The sequence below is a fragment of the Streptomyces sp. NPDC029151 genome, from assembly GCF_055564315.1.
On the sequence record NZ_JBVHWQ010000005.1, the window covers coordinates 233,924 to 260,380 of the forward strand.

The window sequence follows — 26,457 nt, forward strand, 5'->3', positions numbered from 1 at the left end:
GCGCCCTCCCGGCCGCCGGACCAAGCGGAGGCTCGCGCCCTCCCGGCCGCCGGACCAAGCGGAGGCTCGCGCCCTCCCGGCCGCCGGACCAAGCGGAGGCTCGCGCCCTCCCGGCCGCCGGACCAAGCGAAGGCTCGCGCCCTCCCGGCCGCCGGACCAAGCGAAGGCTCACGCCCTTCCGGCGCAAGCGCGAAGCGCGGGAAGTCAGGGTGAGACCGACGGGGTGATCATCACCTGTGCCGGGCACGGCAGCGTGCCGGCGGAGCAGGCCGGCAGCGCCTGCCTCGTGACCGTCCCCGCCGGTGCCGCGCCGCCCATGCCTGAGCCGCGCCGTGACCTGGCGAAGCCCGCCGCGAGACGCGGCGGGCTTCGTCCGGACTCTTCTCGCGCAGCCCGCTCAGCTCGTGGTCAGCAGGCCTTCGCGCAACCGGGCCAGGCAGCGCGTGAGCAGACGGGAGACGTGCATCTGGGACACGCCGAGGCGTTCGCCGATCTGGGCCTGGGTGAGTTCCTCCACGAACCGCATGTGGATGATCTGCCGGTCCCTCTCGTCGAGTCCCGCGATCAGCGGGGCCAGGGAGTGGAAGTCCTCCACCAGCTCCAGGGCGCCGTCCTCCGCGCCGATGAAGTCCTGCAGGGCGCTCTCGCCGTCCTCGCTGGCGTTGATCGCGGCGTCCAGCGAGGAGGAGTTGTAGCCGTTGGCGGCCAGTCGGGCTTCGATCACCTCGTCCTCGGACAGGCTCATCAGCTCCGACAGCTCCTTCACCGTGGGCGTGCGGCCCAGCCGGCTGCGGAGCTCTTCGGTGGCGCGGGCCAGTTGGACCCGGGCTTCCTGCAGGCGGCGCGGCACGTGGACGGCCCAGGTGGTGTCGCGGAAGAAGCGCTTGATCTCGCCGACGATGTAGGGGATGGCGAAGGAGGTGAACTCCACCTCCCTCGACAGCTCGAACCGGTCGATCGCCTTGATCAGGCCGATCATGCCGACCTGGACGATGTCCTCCATCTCCTCCGGACCACGGCTGCGGAACCGGCCGGCCGCGTAGCGGACCAGGGACATGTTCATCTCGATCAGCGTGTTCCGCGCGCACTGGTACTCGGGCGTGCCCTCCTCCAGCACCGCCAGACGGTCGAAGAACAGACGCGTCAGCTGCCGGGCGTCCTTCGGCGCCACCTGGGAGGGTTCGACGACCTCCGGTGGGCCGGCCACCTCCGCGTCCGTCTTCGCCGCAGCCACTGTCGCCATGATGCTTCCCTCCCCTGTCACTGCACGCTACCGGCGTGCCTCGGGCTGACGACCGCGCGTCTACCCCGGCATTCACAGGTCATGCACACGGATGGAAGACGAGCGTGCCGCCTGCCCGACCGCCGTGCCCGGCTCGTCACCGTTCCGGCACCGTGCACCCGGCGACAGGGGTGTACGAGACACGCGTGGGGGTAGGCACCCCAACCGGAACAAATGCTTCCGGAACGCTGTACGGCCCGTGCCGCGCGGTGACCGCTCTCGGCGGTCGCGCTCGGCGGGCCGAGCAAGAAGGAGATGAGCATGAAGGTGACGCGATGGATCGCGAGCGCGGGCGTGTGTGCCGCGATCGCCGGAGGCGTTGTACTGGGCGGCGGCAGCTCCGCGATCGCGGCTGCCCCGGGAGCGGGTGAACATCACCGGGTGGTCGGCGCCACGGTCGGCGCCGACCACCACGGCGGTGCCCGGCAGCCCACGGATCCGTGGATCGCCGACCAGCTGGCGACCTTCTACCCCTCGGCCGCCCACCGGCTGGCGGTGTTCGACCCCTGGGTCAAGGATCAGCTGGCCCTGCTGCACCCCGACCGGTGAGGACGAGGGGGTGCCCGGCCCGTCGCCCTCGCCTGAAGGGACCGTCGCCGCGGAGCGCCGGTGGGTTCATCGCAGGGTGAGAGGCGTTTCGGCGGTGGCCCTCGTGAGTTTCTGCGGGTTGCGGACGTAATAGAGGCTGGTGATACGGCCGTTCCCCACACAGGCCGCCATGATGCCGTCGATCTCGCCGTCGAGCCGGAAGAGGAGCCCGGGGCTGCCGTTGACCATGGTCGGGTCGACAGCGATGACGGCATCCGTCTTGCCGAGGCCGCCGGCCAGGAAACGGAGTACCTTCTCGGCGCCGACGACCGGCCGCAGCGCGGCGTGCCTGATGCCGCCGCCGTCATTGAGGACGACGATGTCGGGCGCGAGCACGTCCAGCAGCCCTTGGAGGTCCCTGCCCTCCAGCGCTCGCCGGAACGATTCCAGCACGGCCCGGCTCTCGCTCACCGAGACCACGGAGCGGGGACGCCGGGCGTCGATGTGCCGACGGGCCCGGTGCGCGATCTGCCGTACCGCGGCAGCGCTCTTGTCGACCGCTGCGGCGATGTCGTCGTAGCCGACGTCGAAGACCTCACGCAGCACGAAGACGGCGCGTTCCGTCGGTGAGAGCGTCTCCAGGACCAACATGAGCGCCATCGACACGCTTTCGGCGAGTTCGACGTCCTCGGCGACGTCCGGCGCGGTCAGCAGGGGCTCCGGCAGCCATGGGCCGACGTAGTCCTCCTTACGACGCGTCAGGGTGCGCAGCCGGTTCAGCGACTGGCGGGTCGTGATCCGGACCAGGTAGGCACGCTGGTCTCGTACCGTGTCCACGTCGGTCCCGCTCCATCGCAACCAGGTCTCCTGGAGGACGTCTTCGGCGTCGGCCGCGGATCCCAGCATCTCGTAGGCGACGGTGAACAGCAGGTTCCGGTGGACGATGAACGCATCGGTGGCCGCGTCGGTGGCGTGGTCACTCATGTCTTTCGTCTCTCCTCAGCGGTGGGCCCTGGCCATGCGCGGCCGTCTCAGCGTGGGCCGGATCAGTCTTCCTGCGATCGGGCGTCGGTGTTCAGGGAGCCGCCGGCGTAGCACGCTGCCCGTCGCGCAGCAGCCCGCGGCGTCCGGCGTCCTTGAACTGCCAGCTGAACGAACCGGGTGTGCGTGCCTCGTCCACCAGCTCCTTCACGACGCCCTGGCACGCGCGCTCCTTGATGAAGGCCGCGAGACGGCCGCCGATGGAGTACTTGTTCGCGGTGTCGTCCTTGGCGGCGAGCTGCACGGTGGCGGCACGCCGGCCCAGGGCGATGCACTGGCCGAAGTACCCCACGTCGATGGCCGCGGGCTCCCCGCCGGAGATACGCGCCAGCACGGTGTCGGCCGCGTGGGCGCCCAGCGGACGCGCGGTCTGGCAACTCATCCGCAGCGGCCTGCCCGACGGTGCCGCCGCGTCTCCGGCCGCGACGATGCGCGCGTCGTCCACGCTCGTCAGAGTCTCGTCGGTGAGCAGCCGCCCGGAGGCATCCGTGGTCAGTCCGCTGCGGGCGGCCAGGTCCGGTACGCCGAACCCAGTGGTCCAGATGGTCACGGTGCTGGGCAGCGAGGTGTCGTCACCGAGGCGGACGGCTTCGGGAGTCACCGCCGTGACCTTCGCGTCGGGTCCTGCGAGTACGGTCACACCGAGCCTGGCCAGACGTCCGGCCACCGCACGCCGAACCCGCGGGTGCAGGTACGGGCCGAGCACACCGCCGCACACCAGCGTCACCCGGCGGCCCTGCTCCGCCAGTTCGGCGGCGACCTCGATCCCGGTCGATCCGCCGCCCACCACCGTGACGGCCGCCGACGCGGGCGCGGCCCCGACGGCTTCCCTCAGGCGCCGCGCCTCCTCCAGAGTGGCGACCGGGTAGGCGAACTCGGCTGCCCCGGGCACGCGCGGTGCGGCACTGCCACTGCCCACCGCGTAGATCAGATGGTCGTAGCCGACCGTGCCACCGCTCGCCAGCGCCAGGCGCCGCCCGCCGGCGTCGATCCGGCTCACGGTGTCGACGACCAGCCTCACTCGCGGACCCAGTATCCGGCGGTAGTCGACGACACCCTCGTGGGATCCTCCCGCCACCTGGTGCAGTCGTACACGCTCGACGAAGACGGAACGCGGGTTGACCAGAGTCACCGCCACGTCACGGCTCCGGGTCAGGCGGTTGGCCGCCAGAACCCCCGCGTATCCGCCACCGGCCACGACCACCTCGATGTTCCCGCTCACGGTGTCCCCTTCTCTCATGGACGTTCAGCATGAAGACACCGGATCACCGGCTCCTGTGACAGCGCGGGGCACATGCGAGCGGCTCGCCGCCGGCAGCCCGTTCCGAGGCGAGCCACGAGCCCAGCCCGGGAAGGACGCAGCTCCGCCCGGTCCGACGAGTTTCGGGCTCTCGTGGCCGACGTGGGCGTGACCCCGACCGGAGCGGCGAACGCAGAGGCATCAACTTAAGTAAAGATGAAAGGAAAGCCCGTCCAACCGCTTGACCCCTGCATCACCGCCGGGCATGGTTCCCAGGAGCGCTCTCCGCACCGCGTCGCCCCCGGCACGCATCGGCAACCCCCCCTCGGGTCCCGGGGCCGCACCACCACGCCCCGGCTCGCCGCCCGGGGGGCCGCAACTCCCGTACCACGCGCACATGACGGCCTCCTCCCCGGAGCGCGGCCGACGCACCCCACACCGCCGTCGGCCGGTCGAGGCGGGACCGAGGAGTACGGCCCCTCCGGCGTCACGTCCTGCCCCGGCGGCCCCGAATCCGACAGGAGCGCCCGTTGTCCAGACCGGCTTCCCCCGCCCCTCTCCCTCGCCGTGTGACCGCCGGCCCCCTCCTCCGCCGCTCGGCCGTGTCCTTCATCGCCCTCGGTGCCCTCCTCGCCTCCTCGTTCACCGTCGCGTTCGCCCCCCGCGCGCGAGCCGCCGACGCGCTCCTGTCCCAGGGCAGGCCCGCCACCGCCTCCTCGGAGGAAGGCGACGGTTACGCGGCGGCCGCCGCCGTGGACGGCGACCTCACCGCAACCCGGTGGGCCAGCCGGTGGAGCGACCAGCAGTGGCTCCAGGTCGACCTGGGCCAGGTGTCGAACCTCAGCCGCGTGGTCCTGACCTGGGAGTCGGCCTACGGCAAGGACTACGAGATACAGGCGTCCGACAACGGCGACGACTGGCGCACCTTGACGAAGGTGGGCGGCGGTGACGGCGGCACCGACGACCTCGCCGTCTCCGGGACCGGCCGCTACGTCCGGATGCAGGGCCTGGCCCGGTCCGGCGGATACGGGTACTCGCTGTGGGAGTTCCGGGTCTACGGCTCCCCCGGCGGCAGCACTCCGCCGCCCGCCGCGGGCGCCGTGAAGGTCGAGGGCGGTCAGGGCGACTGGCGTCTGACCGTGGGCGGCCAGCCGTACACCGTCAAGGGAGTCACCTGGGGTCCGGCGGTCTCCGACGCCCCCCGCTACCTCCCGGGCGTCAGGGCCATGGGCGCCAACACGATCCGCACCTGGGGCACCGACGGCTCCAGCAAGGCACTGCTGGACGCCGCCGCGTCCAACGGGATCCGTGTGATCAACGGCTTCTGGCTCCAGCCCGGCGGCGGACCGGGCGCCGGGGGCTGCGTCGACTACGTGAACGACAGCGCCTACAAGAACACCGTGCTCACCGAGTTCGCCAAGTGGGTCGACACCTATAAGAGCCATCCGGCGACGCTGATGTGGAACGTCGGCAACGAGTCGGTCCTCGGGTTGCAGAACTGCTACGGCGGAGCGGACCTGGAGGCGCAGCGCAACGCCTACACCCGCTTCGTCAACGACGTCGCCAGGAAGATCCACGGCATCGATCCGGACCACCCCGTCACGTCCACCGACGCGTGGACCGGCGCCTGGCCGTACTACAAGCGCAACGCGCCCGACCTCGACCTGTACGCGATGAACTCGTACGGCAACGTGTGCAAGGTCCGTCAGGACTGGACCGACGGGGGGTACACCAAGCCGTACATCATCACCGAGACCGGACCGGCCGGCGAGTGGGAGGTGCCCGACGACGCCAACGGCGTTCCCGACGAGCCGACCGACGTGCAGAAGGCGGACGGGTACACCAGGGCCTGGAACTGCGTCACCGGCCACCCGGGGGTGGCCCTGGGTGCCACCTTGTTCCACTACGGCACCGAACACGACTTCGGCGGCGTCTGGTTCAACCTCGTACCCGACGGGCTGAAGCGGCTGTCGTACTACGCCGTCAAGAAGGCGTACACCGGCTCGGCGTCCGGGGGGAACACGCCCCCGGTCGTCACCGGCATGACCGTGTCCCCGGCCTCCTCCGCACCGGCCGGCGGCGAGTTCACCGTGCACGCCGACGTCCGTGACCCGGATGGTGACGCGGTCACGTACAAGCTGTTCCTCAGCGGCAACTACGCCAACGGCGACAAGCGACTCGTCGAGGCGCAGTGGCGCCCGACCGGGAACGGGAACTTCACCGTCACCGCTCCCCGGGAACTCGGCGTGTGGAAGGTCTACGTACAGGCCGAGGACGGACACGGCAACGCCGGCATCGAGACCGAGTCCGTCAAGGTCGTCGCCCCGCCGGTGAGCGGGACCGACCTCGCGCTGAACCGGCCCGCCACCGCCTCCTCCTTCCAGCAGTCCTACGGCGACTGCCCCTGCCCCCCGGCGCTCGCCGTCGACGGCCGTACCGACACCCGCTGGGCCGGCGACTGGAGCGATCCCCAGTGGTTCCAGGTCGACCTCGGCTCCGTGAAGGCCCTGCGCAGGCTGCAGCTCGTCTGGGACCCCGCCTACGCCAAGTCCTACGAGGTGCGGGTGTCCGACGACGCGAGCACCTGGCGCCCGGTGTACTCCACGACCGCCGGGGACGGTGACGTCGACACCTTCGACGTGTCGGCCACCGGCCGTTACGTGCGCCTCCAGCTGACGGCACGCGGCACGGGCTGGGGCTACTCCCTCCACGAACTGGGGATCTACGGCTGACGGCCGCCCCCCGGGCCACGACGCCGACGGGTCCTCCGCGGCGCCTCTGCTCACCGCACCGCACGGGTCACACCCTCCGCGGCACGCACCGCGTGACGCGGACGCCTCTTCCCACCCCAACAGGCAGGAGACTCCCATGAAATCGAGTCCGCGACGGCTCGCCGCACTCCTCCTCGGCACCGCCCTCCTCGCCGGCGCCCTCGGCGTCGGCACCCTCGCCTCCGCCACCGGTGACATCCGCGAGGTCCCGGCCGCTGCGATCGCGCACACCGGGCACACCGGGCACCCGACGGCCGTGTCCGGCCAGGCGTCCGGCGACGACCCGGACGGCGACGGCTACATACCGGCCGTGCCGCAGGTCACCGGCGTGACGCCGTCCACGAACACTCCGCCACCGCGCTACTTCCACGAGTTCCAGGCCAACTGCTCGGTCACGCACACCGCTGCGGACGACCCGATCGTCTACCCGGGCCGCCCCGGCCAGTCCCACGACCACACCTTCATGGGCAACACGTCGACCGACGCGGGCAGCACCACGGCCTCCCTGTACGGCGGCGCCACCACCTGCAAGGCGCCCGCCGACGCCTCGGGGTACTGGATGCCCTCGCTGTACAAGGGCGACCAGAAGATCCTGCCCGTCGGCCCGCAGACGATCTACTACAAGGCCGGCGTCACCGACTACACCAGTGTGCGGCCCTTCCCCAGGGGCCTGCGGTTCGTGGTGGGCGATCCGATGCAGAGCGCCGACCAGTTCCGCCACCACCGCGGTTTCGTCGAGGGCTGGGAGTGCGGCGACAGCTACTTCAACACCGACATCCCCACGCGCTGCCCCGACCGGGCCGACGTGCAACTGAACATCCGTTTCCAGGCGCCCAGTTGCTGGGACGGCACGTACCTCGACACACCGGACCACAAGAGCCACATGGCCTACCCGGTCGTCAAGCCCGGAACCAACGACAACATGTGCCCCGCCGACCATCCGGTCGCGCTGCCGATGATCGAGTTCAAGATGGCCTTCCCGGTGAACGGCGACATGTCCCAGGTACACCTGGCGAGCGGGCGCGGCTACTCCTTCCACTACGACTTCTTCAACGCCTGGGAGGAACGCACGCTCAAGGCCCTGGTCGACCACTGCATCGTGGGCGGCCTCCAGTGCGACGCCCGCGGCTACGACCAGACACACCCGGAAGCGGGGGCGGCCCTGAACACGGACTACCGGCTGCCCTGACCTCCGGCCCCGCCCCTCGGCCCGGCCGGGCCCGCTACGGTGCGGCCCGGCCGGGCCCGCTTTCTTCCGGGGGGCCGACCGGGCCTGTTGTCCAGGGAACCGGCCGGGTCCCGGTCGGCTCCGGCGTCGTGCGCGGAGGGACGAGTCCGCCGCCCGGCGCGCAGCTCGCAGTGACTGCTTGTGATGGACCGCCCACGCTGCACGCTTCCCCCTGACCGTGGCCCTATGTGGAGGTGGCGGGCGGGACCTGGGGTGTTCCGGAGCGGAGCCGGAGCAGCGGTCGCGACCTGAGAGACTGGCGGGATGGATGTCGTCCGCAGGAACAACGTCACTGTCACCGGCAACCCCGAGGGACGCACGGTGGTGCTGGCCCATGGGTTCGGCTGTGACCAGAACATGTGGCGGCTCACGGTCCCCGCGCTGGTCCGGGACCACCGGGTCGTGCTGTTCGACTACGTCGGCTCGGGCCGCTCCGACGCGTCCGCCTTCTCGGAGGACCGGTACTCCCGTCTGGACGGATACGCCGCCGATGTGGTGGAGGTGTGTGAAGCGCTGGACCTGCGCGACGCGGTGTTCGTGGGTCATTCGGTCAGCGCGATGATCGGCGTGCTGGCCGCCGACAGGGCAGCGGAGCGGATCGGCGCGCTGGTGATGGTGGCGCCGTCTCCGCGGTACATCGACTGCGACGGCTACCGGGGCGGCTTCAGCGCCGAGGACATCGACGAGCTGCTCGAGTCGCTGGAGGCGAACTATCTCGGCTGGTCGGCGGCGATGGCACCGATGATCATGGGGAATCCCGAGCGACCCGAACTCGGCGAGGAACTCAAGAACAGCTTCTGCGCCACCGACCCGGACATGGCGCGTGTCTTCGCGCGGACCACCTTCCTGTCGGACACGCGGGACGACCTGAAGACCGTGGCGGTTCCGACGCTGGTGCTGGAATGCGCGCAGGACGTCATCGCTCCCCGAGAGGTCGGCGCCTTCGTCCACCAGACGGTCCCCGGCTCGACGCTGGTCACTCTGGATGCCACAGGGCACTGCCCCCACCTGTCCGCACCCGAGGCCACCAACCGGGCGATCACAGAGTTCCTGGCGGCGTTGTGATGATGTGCCGTACCGAACAGCAGCCCGACCCGCCCGACGCCGACGCCGACGCCGACGCCGACGCCGACGAGAAGACACCGGATGCGGCGTTCGCCACGCTGCTGGAGGACAGCGCCGAGGAATTGTACGAGTCCGCGCCCTGTGGCTACCTGTCCACCCTGATGGACGGCACCATCGCGAAGATCAACGCCACGCTGCTGGACTGGCTGGGCCTGGACCGCAAGGCAGTGGTGGGCCGGATGCGGTTCACCGACCTGCTGACCGTGGGGGGCAAGCTGTACCACGAGACGCATTTCGCGCCGCTGCTGCGGATGCAGGGGGAGATCAGCGGGATCGCCCTCGACATCAAGCACGTCGACGGCGACAGGATGCCGGTGCTGGTCTCCTCGGTGGTCAAGCACGGCAGCACCGGTGAACCCCTGCTGATCCGCACCACCGTCTTCGACGCCCGGGACCGTCGCGCCTACGAGGAAGAACTCCTGCGCCGTCGCCGGGCGGCCGAGGAGGCGCGCAGGCAGGCGGAGGCCGACCGGGCCCGGCTGCAGGACGCCCTCGCCGTGCTCCAGCAGTCGCTGCTGCCCGACACCCTCCCGCAGGTGCCGGGCATGGAGCTGGCCGCCCACTACCACACCGCCTCCCCCGACCGGCTCGGCGGCGACTTCTACGACGTCTTCCCCGTCGACGGCAGACGGTTCGCCTTCTTCCTCGGCGACGTGTGCGGCAAGGGCCCCCAGGCCGCCGCGCTCACCTCTCTGACCCGGTACACCCTGCGCGCCGCCGCACTGCACGACCCCGACCCCGTCTCGGCCCTGACCACCTTGAACAAGGTGCTGCACGAGCGCTACGCCGGCAGCGGCGATCCGCGTTACTGCACCGCCGTCTTCGGCACGCTCGAACCGGACCCCGCGACCGGGCGGGTCGCCGTCCGGCTCGCCTCGGGCGGCCATCCCCCCGCGCTCGTCCTGCGCGCCGACGGCACGGCCGACTACCTGCCCACCCCCGGTGGCCTCCTCGTCGGCATCCTGCCCGCGGCCCCCTTCACCACCGCCGGCACCGTCCTCGGCCCCGGCGACACCCTCCTGCTCTACACCGACGGCCTCACCGAAGCCCGCACCGGCAAGGACCGCACCGGCCTCTACGGAGACGAGGCTCTGCTCGCCTTCGCCACCGGTCACGCCGGAAGGGCCCCGCACGCCGTCGTCCAGGCCCTCACCGGACTGCTGGACAGCTTCGGTGACGGTCTCGACGACGACACCGCCCTGCTCGCCCTCGGCGCCACCGCCGGCGCCCCCACCCACCCCACGACGAGAACCCCCGAATGAGCCCACTGAAGATCACCACCCGAGACGCCGTGACCGGTCCCGTTCTGGAGATCGCCGGCGAACTGGACTACAGCAACGCCACCGAGCTGCGTGACCAGGTCACCGCCCTGACCCTCCAGCCGGGCCAGCGCCTCGTCCTGGACCTGGCCGGCATGGAATTCTGCGACTCGAGCGGCATCACGGCTCTGATCGCCGCACACAACCACGCCCAGGCCGCCCGGGCCGGCATGGCACTCTCCGCGGTCCCGTCCCACACGCTGCGCGTGCTGCGCATCGTCGGACTCGACCAGGTCTTCCCTGTCTATCCCGACACCGCCACCGCGATCCGCTCCTGATCACTGGCCGGCGGCACCGGACGTCACCTGGCGTCACGTCGCGCCGGAGCATCACCGTCACCGCACGCGGCCACGGTCGGACGTGCCCGTCCCCGGCGCCGCCTCGGAAGCAGGTGGGTCCTCTCGGGGAGGCGTCGGGCCTCTCGGCGAGGCGTCGGCGCAGGGCCGCGGCTGCGGGGCAGGACCGTCGAGATCATCGGCCCGGGTTCGTGGGGCCGTCACCGTCTTCCCGCCCGGCTCGGACCGCTCGGGCCTGCGCGGACGCGGCGCCCGTCGCCAGGCCGGGAGCCCAGGGAGTCGGTGGCAGGCGGTGAGCTGATCGACAGGGGGCAACGACGCCTGGGTGACCGCGAGCGGGATACCCGCCTGGGACCGGGACTCCACCTGGGGGCTCTTGGAGGTGCTGCGATGCGTACCGGACGCTTGAGGCTTCTGGGGACGGCGACGTTCGCCTACGGGATCGCGACCGCGTATCGGCCGGGTCTGCTGGCCCGCCCGTGTGGGCTGGTGGATCCGAACGGGCGCGTCGGGCCGCACACGGCGATGGTGGTGCGTCCACTGGCGTTGCGGGACGCCGCCACCGGACTGGCGATGGCCGTCGCCCCTCAGGGGCCGGCTCTGGCCACGGCAGCGGTCGTCCGTGTCGCGTCGGACGTAGCCGACGCCGCGCTCTTCGGTTCCTCCCTCCCGACCCGGACCCGCCGTGCGGGGGCGGCCGTCACCGCCCTGGGCTGGGCCGCGCTGACCCTCGCCTGCCTGCTCGGCCGCCGCCACGCCGCATGATCCCGACCGCATACGGTCGTAAGCCACCCTGACCTCGTGGGCCCACGCCGAACCGATGGCGGCTACGGCCGGCGGTCGGAACCGGCCAGCACTCCGTACGTGGTCAGTCCGTAGAAGAGGTGCGGCACCACGTCGGACGCCCAGTCCTTCGCCGACCAGCTCTTCGGATCACTCACACCCAGCCGTGCCATCGGAAGGTCGGTCGCCACCATCGCGAGAGCGCCGGTGACCACTCCGCCCAACCACCAGGGCGGCCGGACACCCGCGCCGCGCGTCAGCGAGACGGCCATGCCGATGCCACAGCCCACGGCTATGCCGGACAGCGCACCCAGTCCCGACAACCGGTTGTCCCGGGTCTCTCCCGCGCCGGGAACCGGATGCCCGGTGTCGCCGGCGATCTTCTCCACGGTCCGGGCCGGGGTCTGGCTCGACGGCCGGCCCCGCAGCGCCATGTCGGCGTAGGTCACGGCGTTCAGTACCGTCGTCCCGGCGGCGCCGGCGACGCCACCGCGCACAATGCTTCCCATCATGCTCGACCGAGTCCCCCTCGGCCTTCAGCCGAATCGCACGACCGCTCCGTGCGCGGGCCGGTAGCAGCGCGGGCAAGCAGTGGGCCGCTCGGCGCCCCGACCGTCCCACGGTGTCGGCCGGCTTGACGCGCACCGACGCGCGGGGTCGTCACGGCGAGGCATCCGTCGTACGGGAGGAATCGCTCAATGACGCAGAGTAACGGCGCGTCGCGGTTGGCATCGTTCACCTGCGCGGCATGCGGAGGCCGACCTCCCATGCCGACTCCGGGGTACATCGATGAGACCGCAGATGGGCTCCCGGGCGGTGCTCACGGGCGTGGCACTGTCGCCTTTCCTTCTCAACGCCAGGGTCAACCATCGTGCCCGGGAGCGCCGGTTCGGGCGGCCGGGTTCGCGCAGTGGGCGAGCGGTTCGCCGCGCAGGTGGCGGCCCACCTCCGCCGCGACGATCCGGGCCGCCTTGTGGGCGACCTCCCGGCTGGCGCCCGCGATGTGCGGCGTGAGGACGACACCCGGCGCGGCCAGCAGCCGGGCACCCGCCGGCACCGGCTCGGTCGGGTACACGTCGAAGCCCGCACCGGCCAGCTGCCCGGAGTCCAGCGCGTCGCACACCGCGTCGTAGTCCACCAGCGCGCCCCGCGCGCAGTTCACCAGCACCGAGCCGGGCGGCATCGCGGCGATCTGCTCGCGGCCGATCATGCCGCGCGTCTCGTCGGTCACGCGTGCGTGCAGGGACACGATGCGGGAGCGGTGCAGGAGTTCGTCCAGCGGCACCAGCTCCGCGATGCCGTCCACCGCCCGCGGGTCCACGTACGGGTCGTGCACCAGGACCGTCGCGCCCATCGCCGCCAGCACCCGCGCCACCCGTGAGCCGATCGCGCCGAAGCCGACCAGGCCCACCGTGGCGCCGTCGATCTCGATGCCGCAGTTCGCGTAGTCGTAGTAGTCGCCGCGCCAGACCGCCCGCTTGAGGTCGGTGTGCACGTCGGTGACCCGGCGGGCGGCCGCGAGGATCAGGGCCAGGGTGTGCTCGGCGGTGGCGACGGCGTTGCGGCCCGGTGCGTAGCAGACCCGCACCCCGTGCCGGGTGGCCGCCTCCAGGTCGGCGTTGACCGGGCCGCCACGACTGACGCAGAACAGCTCCAGGTCCGGGCAGGCCCGAAGGATCCGCTCGGTGAGGGGTGCCATCTGTGTCACGCAGATCCGTGCGCCGCGCAGCGCCTCGATCATCTGCTCCTCGGTCCCGGACGCCTCGTCGACCTCGGCGACCTTCCCGAACGGCGTGTGCGGCCAGGGTAGTTTCAGCTCGCGCACGTCGAGGGCGGCGGGGTCGGGCACGGCGGCGCGCAGTTCGCGTGCGAGCAGCTCGGGCAGGACGAAGTGGTCGCCGGCGGCGAGGACGGTGGTGGTCACGCGGGTACTCCGGTCGGTCAGGGGTGGTCGGTGGGCAGGGCGGGGACGTTGAGCCGCAGCAGCGCGGCCTGGCCCTGGCGCAGCCGCAGTTCGGTCAGCGCGCCGTTCTCCAGCGCGGGGAACACGCTCCGGTAGCGGGCGAGCGGGATGCCGAGCAGCGCGCACAGCATGAGGCGTACGAGGGTGGAGTGGGCGACGACGAGGACGCGCCCGTCGGGCAGTTCGCCGGCGACCTCCGTCAGGCAGGCGATGCCCCGCCGGGCGGCCGCCGCCGGGTCCTCACCGCCGGGCAGGTGGTGGGCGACCGGGTCGGTGAGGAACGCGGCCAGTTCGTCGGGGAAGAACTCGGCCATCTCGGCGCGGGTCAGCCCGTCACCGCGCCCGAAGTCCACCTCGTACAACCGTTCGTCCACGCGCAGCGGCAGGCCGCGGGCGGCGGCCGCGGGCTCGGCGGTGAGCCGGGCCCTCGACAGCGGTGAGCACAGCACCGCGTCCAGGTGCTGCCCGGACGCCCAACGGCCCAGCGCCGCAGCCTGCTTGTGGCCGCGCTCGGTCAGCGGTACGTCGGTGCGGCCGGCGTAGCGGTTGTCCGCGTGCCACGTGGTCTCCCCGTGCCGTACGAGAATGAAGTCGGTCATGTCCGGGCCTTTCCATGGGCGTGTTCGGCCACCCGCTCCTCCAGCCATCCCCGGCGGGCCAGTTCGTCGACGAAGCCGAGGTAGGCGGGCAGCAGCAGCCGCGTGCGCTCCGGGTCGGGTTCGAGTTCCTCGCGGACGCGCACCATCGCCGCCGCCGCGTCCCGCAGGGCGACCCCGGACGAGGTGGCCGCGAGGACGGCCATGCCGACGGCGCTCTCGGCCAGTTCCGGCAGCAGCACCCGGCGGCCGAGGACATCGGCGCGCAGCTGGGACCAGTACCGGTTCCGGGCGCCGCCGCCGGTCAGGTGCAACGGGCCGGAGACGGGGGCGCCGAGCTGGTCGAGGTAGTCGAAGCACAGCCGTTCCAGGCAGGCCACACCGAGCAGGCACGCGTGGAACTCCTCGGCCGTGTCCGCCGGTCGGCCCAGCGTGAAGGCGGTGGCCTGCGGGGCGCGGAAGGGGAAGCGTTCGCCGCCGTCGCCGGCGAGCGGATAGGTCACGGCCGCCGAGCCCGCCGGGCCCAGCGGATGCGGAGACCCCTTCGGTCCCGTCGCCGCGGCCTCGGCGGTCAGCGCGGGCAGGTCGGCGCCGGGGAAGCGGCGGGTGAGCACTCCGGCTCCGCTGCTGGAGGCGCCGCCGGGCAGCCAGGTGCCCTCCGGCCCGCGATGGCAGTACACCACCCCGGCCGGGTCGCGCACCGGGTGCGGGCTGACGCCCTTGAGCACGAGCGTCGTCCCCAGCACCGCGTTCCAGGCGCCGGGCTCCAGCGCGCCCGCGCCGATCTGCGCGGCGCAGCCGTCGGTCATCCCGGCGACGATCGGGGTGCCGGCCGGAATGCCGGTGGCGGCGGCCGCCTCGGCGCAGACCTCGCCGGCGACCGTGCCGGGGCGTACGACGTCGGGCAACAGCCCCGCCGGGACGCCCAGCGCGGACAGCTCCTGCTCCGGCCAGCACTCGGCGAGCAGGTCGTACCCCGTCTTCAGGGCGTGGCTCGCGTCGCTCGGCACCTGTCGGCCGGCCAGGCGCCAGGTCACCAGGTCGGCCTGGTGCAGCAGCCGGGCCCCGGCGGGCGGGCGGTCGTGCTCCAGCAGCCACAGCAGTTTCGGCAGTGCCCAGGAGGGCTGCATGCTCCGGTAGCCGAGGCGCTCCCACACCGGCGCGCCCACCGCGTTGACACGGTCCGCGCAGTCGGCGGCGCGCCCGTCGTCGTACATCAGGCCCGCGGTCAGCGGGGTGCCGTCGGGGGCGGCGAGGAGGATCGTCCCGGAGGTGGCGTCCACGGCGACGTCCCGCACCCGGCCGGCCTCCACGCCGTCGAGGGCCGCGCGGCAGGCGGTGCTCAGCGCGGACCACCACTGCGCGGGGTCCTGCTCGTGGCGGGGCCCGTCACGGCGGCCGGCGAGCGGGCGGGAGGCGGCGCCGACGACCCGTCCGGTGCCGTCGACGGCGACCGCGCGGGCGCTCTGGGTGCCCAGGTCGAGGCCGAGGTGGACGGCGTCGGACGAGAGAGCGTCAGACATGGGTGGCCTCCGGGGCGCGGTGCGTGGCGGCGGTCGTCCAGCCGAGGCCGCGGGCCGCTTCCCGCCAGGTCAGATGCGCCGCGTACAGCTCGTCGTACAGGGCGGCGCGCCCGGGGTCGGGTTCCCAGGCCGGGCCCATCCGCACACATCCGTCGACGGCCTCGCGCATGTCGCGTACGGCGCCGGTGAGCACCAGACCCGTCAGGAAGGCGCCCTTGGCGCCCAGCTCGGTGTCGGTGCTGCGGGCGGTGGGCACCCCGGTGACGTCGGCGATGAGCCGGCACCAGCGGTCGCTGGCCGCGCCGCCCCCGCACAGCCGGAGTTCGCGCACCCGCGTCCCCGACGCGTGCAGGCAGTCCCGGAGCACCAGCGTCAGCCCCTCGAACACCGCCCGGGCCAGATCGGCCGGCGTGTGCGTGAGCGACAGCCCCCAGAACGCCCCCCGTGCGCGGGGATCGAGGAACGGCGCCCGCTCCCCCGCCGGCGACAGGTACGGCAGGAACGCCAGCCCCCGCGCACCCGGCTCGGCCGAGAACGCCAGGTCGCCGAGCGCCCCCGGACCCTCCACACCCAGCGTCCGGCACGCCCAGTCCAGCACCTCCGTACCGGACAGCGTCGGGAAGGCGCGCAGCACCCGCTCGGGACCGTCGTAGGCGATGGTGATGCCGCACGGCTCACCGGAGGTGTCCACCGAGCCGCGCACGATCTCCGTGCACAGCGTGGTGCCGAGGATCGCGCACGCCTGCCCGCTCTCCACGACGCCCGCACCGCGCGCGGTGGCCGCGATGTCGTACGGCGCCATGACGACCGGCAGACCGGCCGGCAGCCCCAGCTCGCCCGCCGCGTGGTGGGTGATCTCGGCGATCCGCTCCTCGTCGCCGAGGACCCGGGGCAGCAGCGGCCGCGCCCAGTCCAGGCCGAACAGGTCGATGACCGCGGGGTCGTAGTCGCCGGTGGCGTGGTCGAGGAACGGAGCGGAGGCGTCCGAGGGGTCGATCGCCGTGACGCCGGTGAGCTTGAGGAACAGCCAGCCCGCGGCGGTGAGGGCGGTCCGCGAGCGCTCCAGCCGCCCCGGGTCGTGCCGCGCGAGCCAGGCGAGGACCGCGTTCGGCATGCCCGCGCAGGTCAGCGAGCCGTTGCGGCGGAACGCGTTCTCCAGCACGCCGTCCTGCTGCCAGCGTGCCAGCAGGTCGCCGGCCCGCCCGTCGGACCACAGGACCGCGGGCCCGGTCGGGCGGCCGTCGCCGTCGACCAGCCAGCAGCCGTCGCCCTGCGCGGTGAACGCGACCAGCCGCACCGGATCACGTGCCTCCAGCTGGGCGAGCGCGCCGCGCACCGTGGACACGACCGCGTTCCAGACGGCCTCCATGTCCTGCTCGGCCCAGCCGGGATGCGGCCTCAGCACCTCGGTGCCGATGCGGGACACCGCCAATTCCCGACCTCGATCGTCGAACACCACGGATTTGATGACGGACGTGCCGACGTCGACGGTCAGTACCGACATGGCTGCACTCCCTGTCCCTTCGTTGCTCCGGCGACACCCTCAGGGAAGCCCGCGGGAGAAGCCCCGTCAATTACTCACCGCGCATATCCCGCGACGGAGGGGGCGACCGGTGTGAAGTACCGGCGAGATGCGGCCGAAACGCCCTCGAGGAGCCGTGTGCCACCGGCTGCGGGGCCCGTGAGGTGGCCGAACTCCGTGTTATGTTCGTGTGCGTTTCGCACGGCGAGTTCGCATGGAGGCCGACGTCATGGACCGCGAGGACGCCCAGCACGACCGGCGGCGCCGGGTGCGCGAGCTCGTCACCGGCAAGGGGTTCGTGCGGACCGCCGACCTCGCCGCGGAGTTCGACGTCAGCGTCATGACCATCCACCGCGACCTGGACGCGCTGCAGGCGCAGGGCTGGCTGCGCAAGGTGCGCGGCGGCGCGAGCTGTCTGCCCTCCACCCAGTTCCACGGCAGCGTCGGCGAGCGCATGCGGGCCATGGCCCAGGTCAAGCGGCGTCTGGCGGGGGCGGCCGCGGAGGAGCTGGCGCCGGGCCAGGTGGTCATGGTCGACGACTCCACCACCTGTCTCGCCCTCACCCAGCACCTGCCCGCGCACACGCCGGTCACCGTCATCACCAACTCCCTGCCCGCCATCTCCACCCTCGCCCGCGAACCCGGAGTGGCACTGGTCGCCCTCGGCGGCGCCTACTTCCCGGCGTACGACGCCTTCATGGGCCCGCACACGGCGGCCGGCGTGGAGGCGTTCCGCGCGGACGTGCTGTTCATGTCCACCACGGCCGTCACCGCCGGCCGCTGCTACCACATGTCTCCGGAAACCGTGCAGGTCAAGCGCGCGATGATGGCGGCCGCGGCCCGCCGGGTGCTGCTCATCGACCACACGAAGTTCGCCAACCAGGGGCTGTACGCGCTGGCCCCGCTCACCGACTTCGACCTGATCCTCGTGGACGACGCGGCCCCGGCGACGGAGGTGCGCCGGCTGCGCGAGCAGGGCGTGGCGGTGCGGGTGGTGGCCGGCTGACCGGCCGCCACGCGTCACGTGAACATCACGCGGACTTCACCCGGCACCCGGCGCGGACATCACCCCAGCTCCCGCCCCTGACCAGCGCCGACGTGCTCGCCCCTCTCCCGTTCGACGGACGACTTCACGCGACGGCCCCCGTGCCCCACGAGGTGTTCCCACCGGCGGATTGACGGACTCCGGCACGGCTCTTTTCATCGTCACCACTCGCGGCATTCCGTTCCGCTCAGCCCCGAAAAGGTGACGAGACGTGCTGAACCTCGATCGCATCGGAATTCCCAGGACGCTTGCCTGGGGATTTCTCGGCGTCCTCATATTCATGATCGGTGACGGCGTCGAATCCGGATATCTGTCGCCGTACCTCGTCGACGAGGGATTCCCCCGCGGCCAGGTGGCCGTGCTGTTCACCGTGTACGGGGTGACGGCGAGCATCGCCGCGTGGTTCTCCGGCGCCCTCTCCGACCTCTGGGGTCCGCGCCGCGTCATGCTGCTCGGACTCTGCGTCTGGACGGCGCTGCAGGTCTTCTTCCTCGCGGTCGCGATCCCCGCCCACAACGTGGGCCTGCTCCTCACGGCGTACGGCCTGCGCGGCTTCGGCTATCCGCTCTTCGCCTACGGCTTCCTGATCTGGGTGACGGCCGTGACACCGCCGCGCCGGCTGGGTTCGGCCGTGGGCTGGTTCTGGTTCGCGTTCACCGGCGGACTGCCCACGCTGGGCTCGCTCCTGGCCAGCTTCGCGGTGCCGTGGATGGGCGCCTACCGCACCCTGTGGCTCTCGCTGGCGCTGGTGGTCGCCGGCGGGCTCATCGCCCTGCTGCTGGTCCGCGAACCGGTGGGCCGCTCCCGGCTCGCCCCGGCCGGTGAACGTCCCGTGGCGACCCTGGTCGGCTCCCTCGCCATCGTCTGGCGCGACCCACGGATCGGTGCCGGGGCCGTGGTGCGGGCGATCAACACGGCCGCGCAGTTCGGCTTCCTGGTCTTCCTGCCGGCGTTCTTCACCGACACCCTCGGCTTCTCGCTCGCCCAGTGGCTGCGACTGCTGTCGGCGATGTTCGCCACGAACATCTTCTTCAACCTGCTCTTCGGTGTCGTCGGCGACCGCATCGGCTGGCGGCGCACCGTCGCCTGGTGCGGCGGCGTGGGCTGCGCGGTGACGACCCTGCTGCTGTACTACGGGACCGTGGCCGCCGGCCACAACTACCCGCTCGCGCTGCTGCTGGTGAGCCTCTTCGGCGCGACACTCGCCGGCTATGTGCCGCTGTCGGCACTCATGCCGTCGATGGCACCCCGGCACAAGGGGCAGGCCCTGTCGGCCCTCAACCTCGGCGCCGGCGTCAGCACGTTCCTGGGACCGGCCGTCGTCGGGCTCTTCCTCGGTCCCCTCGGCGTCAAGGGCGTCATGTGGATCTTCGCCCTGCTGTACGCGGCGAGCGCTGTGCTGACGGCGTTCCTGACGCTGCCTCGGGAGGCGGCGGCCTCGTCCGCGGGCACGGTCGCCGCGCGGCAGTCGGCGGCGTAGGACCCGGCTCCGCGCCGGGTCACCTACCCATGCAGCCAGACCCGCAGCGGACCGAGCGCCTCGAAGCCGTGGCGGACAGCGGCGTCCAGGTCCGCGCCGTGTTCGTAGCCCACCACGGGCAGGGTCGGGAACAGCCGGTGCACTGCGTCCAGCACCACCGGCCAGGCCCGGTCGGCGCCGCCCTCGACCGCGAAGACGTTGGAGATTCCCACCACGTCGTCGCTGCGGCTCGCCACCGCACCGGCGGCCACCAGGCCGTCGGCGGACCGTCCGACGAGCACGGACGTGGCCGGGTCGTCGAGCAGTTCGGGCCGGAAGAGGTCGGCTTGGCCGTCCCCGTCGTCCCAGGCGAGGGCCCAGGCCCGCAACGCGTCCCGGTCCCCGGCCACGTCCCAGGAGAGATCCGGTGAGGCGGGCGGCGCGCCCGCCGGACGATGGATCCACTCCGCGTCGAACAGCACCTTGAAACCGGCCGCCGTCAGGTCGAGGTCGGCGAAGCTGTCCTTGACAGAGGCACCGGCGGCAGCGGTGTCGATCCGGTCCACCAACGCGCCGGCATCGGCTCCCGGTACCAGGGTCACCGCGTCGGGGTGGTACAGCGGCGGCCGGGCCGGGACAGCCCAGGCCTCCGCTCCGAAATCGCCCGTCACGCCGTGCGATCGGCTCATCGACGCGCACCACTCGGCGTTGTTGCGGGCCGCGGCCCGGATCAGGTCCTGCTTCCTCGTCGTCACAGTGCGCATCATCGCCCGCCCCGGCCAGGCCCGTCGAACGATTTCCGCCGGCCACCACCCACTTCGGTGCCCCGACGGGCCACGCTTCGGGGTGGTCCCGGCCGCCCGTCCCGCTCGCGGCACGCCGCCCGGCCGGCCACGCACCCTCGGAGGTGGCGCACGGTGCCGGTGCCGCAGGTCTGTTCGTGTGCGCATCATGTTCCCTGTCGTTGCGCGCACCAGGCCGAAGGAGTAGCCCATGACCAGCAGCCCCGTCCCCTTCCAGGTGTACGAGGCAGGAACCTACCTGCACGGTACGAAGGCGGACCTCGCGCCGGGTGACCTGCTGACCCCCGGCTACGCGTCCAACTACGAGGCAGGACGCACGTCCCGCCACGTCTACGTCTCGGAGACCCTGGACGCCGCCGCATGGGGTGCCGAGCTCGCGGTCGGCGAAGGACCGGGGCGGATCTACGTGGTGGAGCCGACCGGTGATCTGGAGGACGACCCCAACGTCACCGACAAGAAGTTCCCCGGCAATCCCACCCGTTCCTATCGCACACGCGAGCCGGTGCGCGTCGTGTCGGAGCTCACGTCATGGGTCGGGCACTCCCCCGAGCAGATCGAGGCCATGCGGAACGGGCTGGCCGACCTTCGCCGCCGCGGCAAGGCCACGATCCTGGACTGACAAGGGCCGCCGGTACCGCGGAAGCCGGCAGCCGGACCTCTCGCCGGTCGCCGGGGACTCCGCCCGCCGCCCTCGCCCCGGCAGCGGGCCGTCCCCGCCGGAGCGGGCCACCGCGACAACCCGAGACGGCCGACCGCCGGCCCTCTGCGATCCTGTCTGCCATGCCCGCCCGAAATCGAAGACTGCCCCGACACCGTGCCTGGCCGTTGACCACCACCGACATCGAGGCGTGTCTCGGCCCTCACATGAGTCGCGTCACGGACCTGCGGTTCCTCACGGGCCATGACAGCGGGGCCATTGTCCTGGGCGCGGCATGGATCGCTCCCGACCCCCGCAACCACGGTCGCGGAATCCACCCGGAGACGGTCGGCTTCCGCGTGGACGTCCACCCCGTGGATGCCGCTGACCGAGCCGTCACCCGCGCCGTCCTCCGAGCGCAAGCCCTCCCGCAACTGCGCGACTGGATCACGCGGGCGGCCGCTGCCGGCGAGACCTGGCGGTCGACCCCGCACCAGCGCCACTGGCGGCTCACCGACGGCCGCCTCGCCCTCAGCGACGAAGCCTGAACACCGGCCTGGCCGGTGCTGGACCGGGTACCACGGCACGGCACCGACACCATGCGTCCACTCGGCGGGAGTGCGCTCGCCCTGGTCTACCGGCGTCGTCAGTGGTCATACGGACCGCCGACACGGGACACCGGCAACCGAGGAAGGTGAACAGCATGTCCGCCAGTGGGTGCACCGCCCCGGCCCCTGCCTGCGTCCACGTCGTCCATCCGCCCGCAGGGGGCGCGGGTGTTCCCGGGCGGGCGGCAGCCCGCCCCTCCCCCGGGCACCCGGGACGCGAGTGTTTCCACGGCTCCGGGTGGCTGCCGGGTGCGGAACTCGGCCCTCGTGCTCGGCGGCAGAGGCGCGGGAGGGAGGTGGCGGCACCATTCGTGGGCGTACGGCGGTGCGCGGTGCGTTTCCTCTCCCACCAGCTGGGCTTCACCGCCGCCGGACCCGGGGGCCGGTCTGTTGGACCCCGGGTTCAGCGGACGGTCGTAGCTCAGCGTAGACGGTCGTAGACGAGAGACAGCGTCCCGTGCTCGCCCGCGGCCTGGCTGACGAGCGTCCACTTGCCGGCGGGCAGGCCGTCCTCGAAGAGGCGGGGTCCGCCGCCGAGGAGGACCGGGAAGACGGTGAGGGCCAACCGGTCGACCTGGTCGGCTGCCAGCAGTGCCTTGATGACGCTCGCACTGGACAGGACGAGGACGTCACCGCCCTCGGTGGCCTTGAGGCCGGCGACGACCTCGACGGTGGGCTTGTCGACGATCGTCGTCCGGTCCCAGGGTGCCTGGTCGAGAGTGGAGGACAGGACGACCTTGTCGGTGTCGACGAGCCACTTCGCGAAGGCCTCGTCGCGCGGGTCGGCACCTTCCATGCCGATGACGGTGGGCCAGAAACCGAGGAAGCCCTCGGCGTTGACGCGGCCGAGCAGAGCCGTCGTCGCCGTCCGGTGCAGGCTCGTCAGGTGGTCGCGGGCGACGTCGGTCACGGCGTAGGGCATCACCCAGCTCATGTCCAGCGGGTCGTCCGGAGCGGCGTAGCGGCCGTCGAGGGAGAGAGCCATGTTGGTGACGATGCGGCGACCGCGACTCTGCTGGGTCATCCCGTGCTCCTCGTGTCGGTGCTGTCTGTGTCGTGCGCGTGCTCATGGTGCGCGTGCTCGCGGTGAACAACCGCGAGTTCGCCCAGGCTCCGGCCGGAGCCGGTCACGATACCGGCGACGACGTCCGCGGTGCCGACGGTGCTGTCGGTGATGCGCCGGTGGACGTCGAGGCCGGTGCCCGTCCCCGTGCTCCGCAGGTCCGTGCGGACGTGTGCGGTGAACACGGGACGGCCGTCGGCCAGCAGGGGGAGCAGGCGGCAGACGAGGTGCTCGCCCGGAAGGAGGTCGGCGACGACGCCCCGCGCGCGTCCGACGACCAGGTCCGAGCTCTCGGCCTCCTCGGCATCGCGGTACGCCTGGACGATCCGTCGCCGGTCGTGGCTCGAAGACCGAATCCGCGACCGCGCGGGTCGTCGGGGGTCCACCAGCGGGCCGGCAGGGCGGGCTCGATCGAACGGCGCCGGACGCGCCCGGGACTCCCCGTCAGCGAGCGGTGGAGGGCGAAGGACGGGCCGTCCGCCCACCCCGCTTCCCGGGCGGCGAGCCGCTCCGCGTCCAGGGCGCGCCCCTGTCGGTCGTGCCGCGCTCGCGTGCCGCCGCCCGCCTGGTCCGCGGGGTCGGCGAATCGGCCGACCGCGGCCGCCGGTTGACGCAGGGCGGCGGACCGAAGGACGCAGACAGGAGGCCGGCCGATGCGCTGGGAGGTCCCGGTGCCGGCGCGTGCGAGCGGCTGCGGGTGCTCGGTCGTCTGCGGCCGGCGGGCCTGGGCCGGTTGAGCGGCAACCCCGGCCGAGCGGAGGGTCGTTCCGCCGGCAGGCTCACCCGCCGCCGGCGAGCCGGGATCGGCCGGTGCGGCCAGGAATGCCTCTGCGGATCCCGACGGGCGCCGGGCGGTGTCAGCCCTGTGACACCGGCTGAGGGATCGCCGGATCGGCGTCGTCCGGCCCGGCGGCGATGACCGTGTCCAGCACGCTCCGTGACGCCTGCAGGTCGTTGATCGCGCGGGTGATGCGCTCGCGTTCGCGGCGCAGCTCCGCCACCAGGTCCGGGCACACCGGTACGAGGGCCGGACTGTCGTCACGGACGCACGGCAGGACCCGGCCGATGAGGGCTGTCGGCAGTCCCGCGGCGAGCAGGGTGCGGATACGCCGGACGGTGTCCACGTCGGCGTCGCTGTAGACGCGGTAGCCGCTCGGCAGCCTCGTCGGCGCCAGCAGCCCCTGCTCCTCGTAGTAGCGCAGCAGCCGCTCGCTGACCCTGGTGCGGCGGACCATCTCCCCGATGCGCACGTGACCTGCACCTCACTCGATTGACTCTCACACCGATGTGAGACTTTAGCGTCTCGGTCATGACCACCCGCACCACTCCCCCAACGCCCCGACAGCCCCTGGCCCGGGGGCCGGCCCGCACAGCCGCCCTGGCAGCGCTCACCGCGTGCGTGTTCGTCGTGGGCACCGCCGAGTGGGTCATGGTCGGGCTGCTGCCCCAGCTGTCCGCGGACCTGCACCGCCCGCTGCCGGCCGTGGGGTCCCTGGTGACCTGGTACGCCCTTGTGGTCACGGTGGCCGGGCCGCTGGTGACCGTCGTCGTGCTGGGACTCCCCCGCCGCCGCGCGCTGTTGGCTCTGCTGGGCGTGTTCGCCGCCGGCAACCTCGCCGCCGCGTCGGCGGGCGGCCTCGGCACCCTGGCGGCGGCCCGCATGCTGACCGCGCTCACCCACAGCACCGTCTTCGCGGTGGCGGTGGTGACCGCCGTGGCGATGACACCGGTGTCACGGCGTGGCCGCGCCATCGCCGTCGTGACCGCCGGCTGGAACATGGCCACCGTCATCGGCGCGCCCCTGGGTACCTGGCTCGGCGACCGGTTCGGCTGGCGCACCACCTTCTGGGCCGTCACCGCCCTTGCCGGCGCGGTCCTGTGCGCGGTGAGCGCACTCGTACGGCCGCCCGCACCGGAGGAGGTTTCCCTTCCCCGCCGCGAGGTGCGGGGCATGCTCCGGCCACGCGCAGCCCTGGTGCCGGCGATCATCGTGGTGGCGCAGGCCGGCCTATTCACCACCTACACGTACATCGCGCCGCTGCTGCGGCAGGTCAGTGGCTTCACCGACGCCGCGGTCACCACGGTGCTGGCCCTGTTCGGACTGGGCGCGGTCGCGGGCAACATCCTCGGCGACCGCCTGACCGACCGCTCCCCGTGGAAGGGGCTGTGCGCACTTCTGACCGCCCTGGCAGCCGTACTGGCCGCGTTCACGCTCACCAGCGAAACCCGGTGGACGGCGGCCGCCACCGTGCTCGTCCTCGGCGTGATCGCGGCGGCCCTCATCCCCCTGCTGCAGGACCGGGCACTGGCCGCCGCCCCTGAAGCACCCACCCTGGTCACCGCGATCAGCGCCTCCGCCTTCAACCTCGGCGTCGCCGGCGGCTCTCAACTCGGCGGCCAGGCCCTCGGCACCGGGCTCGGCCTCCACGACCTTCCCTGGACCGCCGCGCTGGTAGCCGCAGGCGCCGTGCCCCTCGCGGTCGCTGCCGCACGCCGAACCCGCACCACCACAACCGACCCGACAGCCGCCCCGGCGACCACGGCCACCACGGTCACCGCCCGGCGGTGAACCCGTACGGAAACCGAAGGAGACACACCCATGTCCACCGCTCTGCCCACCTCACGCCTCGGCCGCATCGTGCGCGGCACCGGCCCGGGCCTGCTGCTCGCCCACGGAGCCGGCGGCGGCATCGACGCCAACTACGGCCCCGTCCTGGACACGCTGGCCGAGCGGCACACCGTCGTCGGGCCCGACTACCCCGGCACCGGCCGCACTCCCCGCGCGGGCGCTCCGCTGTCCCTGGACGGCCTGGCCGACGACCTGGTCGCCACCGCCGTGGAGGAGGGCGTGGAAACCTTCGCCATCGCGGGCTACTCGCTCGGCAGCGCCGTCGCGATCCGGGCCGCCGCCCGGCACCCCGAACGTGTCACCGCTCTCGTCCTCACCGCAGGGTTCGCCCACCCCAACCCGCGGTTCCTGCTGGCGGCCCGGATCTGGCGCGACCTGCTGCTCTCCGACGACCTGGAGCACCTGGCCGGCTTCATGGCCCTCGTCGGCCTCAGTGCCCCCGCCCTGGACGCCGTCGGCCAGGACGACCTCGACACGGCCCTCAAGAGCGCCGCGGCCACGATCCCGCCCGGCACGCCGGAACACCTGGACCTGCTCATCAACCGCGTCGACGTACGAGCCGACCTCCCCGCCGTCGCCGTACCGACCCTCGTCGTCTCCACCACCCTCGACCAGCTCGTCACACCGCACCACCACCGGCAGCTCGCCGAGACCATCCCGGGCGCGCGGTACGCCGAGATCCCCACCGGGCACCTGCCGTTCATCGAACAGCCCGAGCAGTGGGGCGCCCTGATGCGCGACTTCCTCCACGCCAACCGCGTCTGACGCCGGCCTCGAACCCGCCCCGGGCTTCCCCGGCCGGGCTGTCGGCGACCTCCTCGGCCGGTCGCCGACAGCCCGCCCCGTGTTCGTAGGAGACCTCGTCGACCGGGTCGCCGACAGCGCATCACGTCCGACGGCCGCGGGATCACAGCGGTCCGGGCACGTCGGCGGGTGGACCTCGTTGCCGGCGAAGTCCTGCCCTTCGGACACCTGGCAGGACCACCTGGTCCCCGA

General features: G+C 72.6%; 25 protein-coding genes. 13 read left to right on the forward strand and 12 right to left on the reverse strand.

Annotated features, from left to right (window positions below; all coding sequences use genetic code 11):
* Positions 1–397: 397 nt before the first annotated feature.
* The gene (locus ACZ4VF_RS20910; RefSeq protein WP_467927640.1) at positions 398–1,243 is read right to left on the reverse strand and encodes an RNA polymerase sigma factor SigF; all 846 of its coding nucleotides are present in this window, start codon (positions 1,241–1,243) and stop codon (positions 398–400) included.
* Positions 1,244–1,543: 300 nt separating this feature from the next.
* On the opposite strand from ACZ4VF_RS20910, the gene ACZ4VF_RS20915 reads away from it, so the two are divergent.
* The gene (locus ACZ4VF_RS20915; protein WP_467927641.1) at positions 1,544–1,831 is read left to right on the forward strand and encodes a hypothetical protein; all 288 of its coding nucleotides are present in this window, start codon (positions 1,544–1,546) and stop codon (positions 1,829–1,831) included.
* 66 nt (positions 1,832–1,897) lie between these two features.
* Here the strand turns inward: ACZ4VF_RS20915 and ACZ4VF_RS20920 are convergent, their stop codons facing one another.
* Together ACZ4VF_RS20920 and ACZ4VF_RS20925 are read right to left on the reverse strand one after the other, a co-directional pair.
* Positions 1,898–2,794, reverse strand: a complete 897-nt coding sequence (locus ACZ4VF_RS20920; protein ID WP_467927642.1) for an RNA polymerase sigma-70 factor — start codon at positions 2,792–2,794, stop codon at positions 1,898–1,900.
* 91 nt (positions 2,795–2,885) lie between these two features.
* Positions 2,886–4,073: an NAD(P)/FAD-dependent oxidoreductase gene (locus ACZ4VF_RS20925; protein WP_467927644.1), complete on the reverse strand. Its 1,188-nt coding sequence runs from the start codon at positions 4,071–4,073 to the stop codon at positions 2,886–2,888.
* Positions 4,074–4,660: 587 nt separating this feature from the next.
* Between ACZ4VF_RS20925 and ACZ4VF_RS20930 the strand changes: the two genes are divergently transcribed.
* The 6 genes from ACZ4VF_RS20930 (at position 4,661) to ACZ4VF_RS20955 (ending at position 11,595) form a co-directional block, all read left to right on the forward strand.
* Complete coding sequence (locus tag ACZ4VF_RS20930) at positions 4,661–6,823, forward strand: discoidin domain-containing protein (RefSeq protein ID WP_467927645.1); 2,163 nt, start codon at positions 4,661–4,663, stop codon at positions 6,821–6,823.
* A gap of 136 nt (positions 6,824–6,959) precedes the next feature.
* Positions 6,960–8,051: a DUF1996 domain-containing protein gene (locus tag ACZ4VF_RS20935; protein ID WP_467927647.1), complete on the forward strand. Its 1,092-nt coding sequence runs from the start codon at positions 6,960–6,962 to the stop codon at positions 8,049–8,051.
* Between the two features lie 303 nt (positions 8,052–8,354).
* The gene (locus ACZ4VF_RS20940; RefSeq protein ID WP_467927648.1) at positions 8,355–9,155 is read left to right on the forward strand and encodes an alpha/beta fold hydrolase; all 801 of its coding nucleotides are present in this window, start codon (positions 8,355–8,357) and stop codon (positions 9,153–9,155) included.
* A 2-nt stretch (positions 9,156–9,157) separates the two neighbouring features.
* Positions 9,158–10,477 carry a PP2C family protein-serine/threonine phosphatase gene (locus ACZ4VF_RS20945; RefSeq protein WP_467927989.1) on the forward strand — a complete coding sequence of 440 codons (1,320 nt, stop codon included), beginning with the start codon at positions 9,158–9,160 and terminating at the stop codon, positions 10,475–10,477.
* Positions 10,474–10,812 carry an STAS domain-containing protein gene (locus ACZ4VF_RS20950; RefSeq protein WP_467927650.1) on the forward strand — a complete coding sequence of 113 codons (339 nt, stop codon included), beginning with the start codon at positions 10,474–10,476 and terminating at the stop codon, positions 10,810–10,812. Before ACZ4VF_RS20945 ends, ACZ4VF_RS20950 begins: the two co-directional genes overlap by 4 nt.
* A gap of 408 nt (positions 10,813–11,220) precedes the next feature.
* The gene (locus ACZ4VF_RS20955) at positions 11,221–11,595 is read left to right on the forward strand and encodes a hypothetical protein (protein ID WP_467927651.1); all 375 of its coding nucleotides are present in this window, start codon (positions 11,221–11,223) and stop codon (positions 11,593–11,595) included.
* 62 nt (positions 11,596–11,657) lie between these two features.
* On the opposite strand, the gene ACZ4VF_RS20960 is transcribed toward ACZ4VF_RS20955, so the two are convergent.
* From ACZ4VF_RS20960 to ACZ4VF_RS20980, 5 genes are all read right to left on the reverse strand, one after another.
* Positions 11,658–12,125, reverse strand: a complete 468-nt coding sequence (locus tag ACZ4VF_RS20960; RefSeq protein ID WP_467927653.1) for a hypothetical protein — start codon at positions 12,123–12,125, stop codon at positions 11,658–11,660.
* Positions 12,126–12,475: 350 nt separating this feature from the next.
* Positions 12,476–13,537 (reverse strand): 2-hydroxyacid dehydrogenase, encoded by a 1,062-nt coding sequence (locus tag ACZ4VF_RS20965; protein ID WP_467927654.1) that lies wholly within the window; start codon positions 13,535–13,537, stop codon positions 12,476–12,478.
* 17 nt (positions 13,538–13,554) lie between these two features.
* Entirely contained in the window at positions 13,555–14,175 is a 621-nt protein-coding gene (locus ACZ4VF_RS20970; RefSeq protein WP_467927656.1) for a histidine phosphatase family protein, read from the reverse strand.
* The gene (locus ACZ4VF_RS20975; protein WP_467927657.1) at positions 14,172–15,695 is read right to left on the reverse strand and encodes an FGGY-family carbohydrate kinase; all 1,524 of its coding nucleotides are present in this window, start codon (positions 15,693–15,695) and stop codon (positions 14,172–14,174) included. Before ACZ4VF_RS20975 ends, ACZ4VF_RS20970 begins: the two co-directional genes overlap by 4 nt.
* Entirely contained in the window at positions 15,688–17,199 is a 1,512-nt protein-coding gene (locus ACZ4VF_RS20980) for an FGGY family carbohydrate kinase (RefSeq protein WP_467927659.1), read from the reverse strand. The genes ACZ4VF_RS20975 and ACZ4VF_RS20980 overlap by 8 nt, the downstream gene beginning before the upstream one ends.
* 247 nt (positions 17,200–17,446) lie before the next feature.
* Here ACZ4VF_RS20980 and ACZ4VF_RS20985 point away from each other — a divergent pair, with 247 nt between their 5' ends.
* Both ACZ4VF_RS20985 and ACZ4VF_RS20990 read left to right on the forward strand, forming a co-directional pair.
* Positions 17,447–18,223 carry a DeoR/GlpR family DNA-binding transcription regulator gene (locus ACZ4VF_RS20985; RefSeq protein WP_467927660.1) on the forward strand — a complete coding sequence of 259 codons (777 nt, stop codon included), beginning with the start codon at positions 17,447–17,449 and terminating at the stop codon, positions 18,221–18,223.
* A 250-nt stretch (positions 18,224–18,473) separates the two neighbouring features.
* The gene (locus tag ACZ4VF_RS20990; protein WP_467927661.1) at positions 18,474–19,742 is read left to right on the forward strand and encodes an MFS transporter; all 1,269 of its coding nucleotides are present in this window, start codon (positions 18,474–18,476) and stop codon (positions 19,740–19,742) included.
* 23 nt (positions 19,743–19,765) lie between these two features.
* Here ACZ4VF_RS20990 and ACZ4VF_RS20995 read toward each other — a convergent pair whose 3' ends face one another.
* A complete protein-coding gene (locus ACZ4VF_RS20995) occupies positions 19,766–20,485 on the reverse strand; it encodes a hypothetical protein (RefSeq protein WP_467927990.1) in 720 nt (239 codons plus the stop codon).
* Between the two features lie 229 nt (positions 20,486–20,714).
* Between ACZ4VF_RS20995 and arr the strand changes: the two genes are divergently transcribed.
* A complete protein-coding gene (arr, locus tag ACZ4VF_RS21000) occupies positions 20,715–21,143 on the forward strand; it encodes an NAD(+)--rifampin ADP-ribosyltransferase (RefSeq protein ID WP_467927662.1) in 429 nt (142 codons plus the stop codon).
* Positions 21,144–21,388: 245 nt separating this feature from the next.
* On the forward strand, positions 21,389–21,709 hold the full coding sequence (locus tag ACZ4VF_RS21005) for a hypothetical protein (protein WP_467927664.1): 321 nt from the start codon (positions 21,389–21,391) through the stop codon (positions 21,707–21,709).
* 481 nt (positions 21,710–22,190) lie between these two features.
* On the opposite strand, the gene ACZ4VF_RS21010 is transcribed toward ACZ4VF_RS21005, so the two are convergent.
* From ACZ4VF_RS21010 to ACZ4VF_RS21020, 3 genes are all read right to left on the reverse strand, one after another.
* Complete coding sequence (locus tag ACZ4VF_RS21010) at positions 22,191–22,793, reverse strand: dihydrofolate reductase family protein (protein ID WP_467927666.1); 603 nt, start codon at positions 22,791–22,793, stop codon at positions 22,191–22,193.
* Complete coding sequence (locus ACZ4VF_RS21015) at positions 22,790–23,218, reverse strand: hypothetical protein (RefSeq protein WP_467927667.1); 429 nt, start codon at positions 23,216–23,218, stop codon at positions 22,790–22,792. Before ACZ4VF_RS21015 ends, ACZ4VF_RS21010 begins: the two co-directional genes overlap by 4 nt.
* 471 nt (positions 23,219–23,689) lie before the next feature.
* Positions 23,690–24,082, reverse strand: a complete 393-nt coding sequence (locus tag ACZ4VF_RS21020) for a MerR family transcriptional regulator (protein ID WP_467927668.1) — start codon at positions 24,080–24,082, stop codon at positions 23,690–23,692.
* A 59-nt stretch (positions 24,083–24,141) separates the two neighbouring features.
* Between ACZ4VF_RS21020 and ACZ4VF_RS21025 the strand changes: the two genes are divergently transcribed.
* Positions 24,142–25,401 (forward strand): MFS transporter, encoded by a 1,260-nt coding sequence (locus tag ACZ4VF_RS21025; protein ID WP_467927669.1) that lies wholly within the window; start codon positions 24,142–24,144, stop codon positions 25,399–25,401.
* A 30-nt stretch (positions 25,402–25,431) separates the two neighbouring features.
* The gene (locus ACZ4VF_RS21030; RefSeq protein WP_467927671.1) at positions 25,432–26,226 is read left to right on the forward strand and encodes an alpha/beta fold hydrolase; all 795 of its coding nucleotides are present in this window, start codon (positions 25,432–25,434) and stop codon (positions 26,224–26,226) included.
* Positions 26,227–26,457 lie beyond the last annotated feature (231 nt).

Bases quoted from the DNA above. Each gene is read 5' to 3' on its own strand.
- ACZ4VF_RS20915 (WP_467927641.1), top strand. From the start codon at position 1,544: ATGAAGGTGACGCGATGGATCGCGAGCGCGGGCGTGTGTGCCGCGATC.
- ACZ4VF_RS21005 (WP_467927664.1), top strand. From the start codon at position 21,389: ATGAGTCGCGTCACGGACCTGCGGTTCCTCACGGGCCATGACAGCGGG.
- ACZ4VF_RS20935 (WP_467927647.1), top strand. From the start codon at position 6,960: ATGAAATCGAGTCCGCGACGGCTCGCCGCACTCCTCCTCGGCACCGCC.
- ACZ4VF_RS21010 (WP_467927666.1), bottom strand. From the start codon at position 22,793: ATGACCCAGCAGAGTCGCGGTCGCCGCATCGTCACCAACATGGCTCTC.
- ACZ4VF_RS20945 (WP_467927989.1), top strand. From the start codon at position 9,158: ATGTGCCGTACCGAACAGCAGCCCGACCCGCCCGACGCCGACGCCGAC.
- ACZ4VF_RS20970 (WP_467927656.1), bottom strand. From the start codon at position 14,175: ATGACCGACTTCATTCTCGTACGGCACGGGGAGACCACGTGGCACGCG.
- ACZ4VF_RS20995 (WP_467927990.1), bottom strand. From the start codon at position 20,485: ATGCGCACTGTGACGACGAGGAAGCAGGACCTGATCCGGGCCGCGGCC.
- ACZ4VF_RS20910 (WP_467927640.1), bottom strand. From the start codon at position 1,243: ATGGCGACAGTGGCTGCGGCGAAGACGGACGCGGAGGTGGCCGGCCCA.
- ACZ4VF_RS20940 (WP_467927648.1), top strand. From the start codon at position 8,355: ATGGATGTCGTCCGCAGGAACAACGTCACTGTCACCGGCAACCCCGAG.
- ACZ4VF_RS20920 (WP_467927642.1), bottom strand. From the start codon at position 2,794: ATGAGTGACCACGCCACCGACGCGGCCACCGATGCGTTCATCGTCCAC.
- ACZ4VF_RS20950 (WP_467927650.1), top strand. From the start codon at position 10,474: ATGAGCCCACTGAAGATCACCACCCGAGACGCCGTGACCGGTCCCGTT.
- ACZ4VF_RS20975 (WP_467927657.1), bottom strand. From the start codon at position 15,695: ATGTCTGACGCTCTCTCGTCCGACGCCGTCCACCTCGGCCTCGACCTG.
- ACZ4VF_RS20955 (WP_467927651.1), top strand. From the start codon at position 11,221: ATGCGTACCGGACGCTTGAGGCTTCTGGGGACGGCGACGTTCGCCTAC.
- arr (WP_467927662.1), top strand. From the start codon at position 20,715: ATGACCAGCAGCCCCGTCCCCTTCCAGGTGTACGAGGCAGGAACCTAC.
- ACZ4VF_RS20985 (WP_467927660.1), top strand. From the start codon at position 17,447: ATGGACCGCGAGGACGCCCAGCACGACCGGCGGCGCCGGGTGCGCGAG.
- ACZ4VF_RS20980 (WP_467927659.1), bottom strand. From the start codon at position 17,199: ATGTCGGTACTGACCGTCGACGTCGGCACGTCCGTCATCAAATCCGTG.
- ACZ4VF_RS21025 (WP_467927669.1), top strand. From the start codon at position 24,142: ATGACCACCCGCACCACTCCCCCAACGCCCCGACAGCCCCTGGCCCGG.
- ACZ4VF_RS20960 (WP_467927653.1), bottom strand. From the start codon at position 12,125: ATGATGGGAAGCATTGTGCGCGGTGGCGTCGCCGGCGCCGCCGGGACG.
- ACZ4VF_RS21030 (WP_467927671.1), top strand. From the start codon at position 25,432: ATGTCCACCGCTCTGCCCACCTCACGCCTCGGCCGCATCGTGCGCGGC.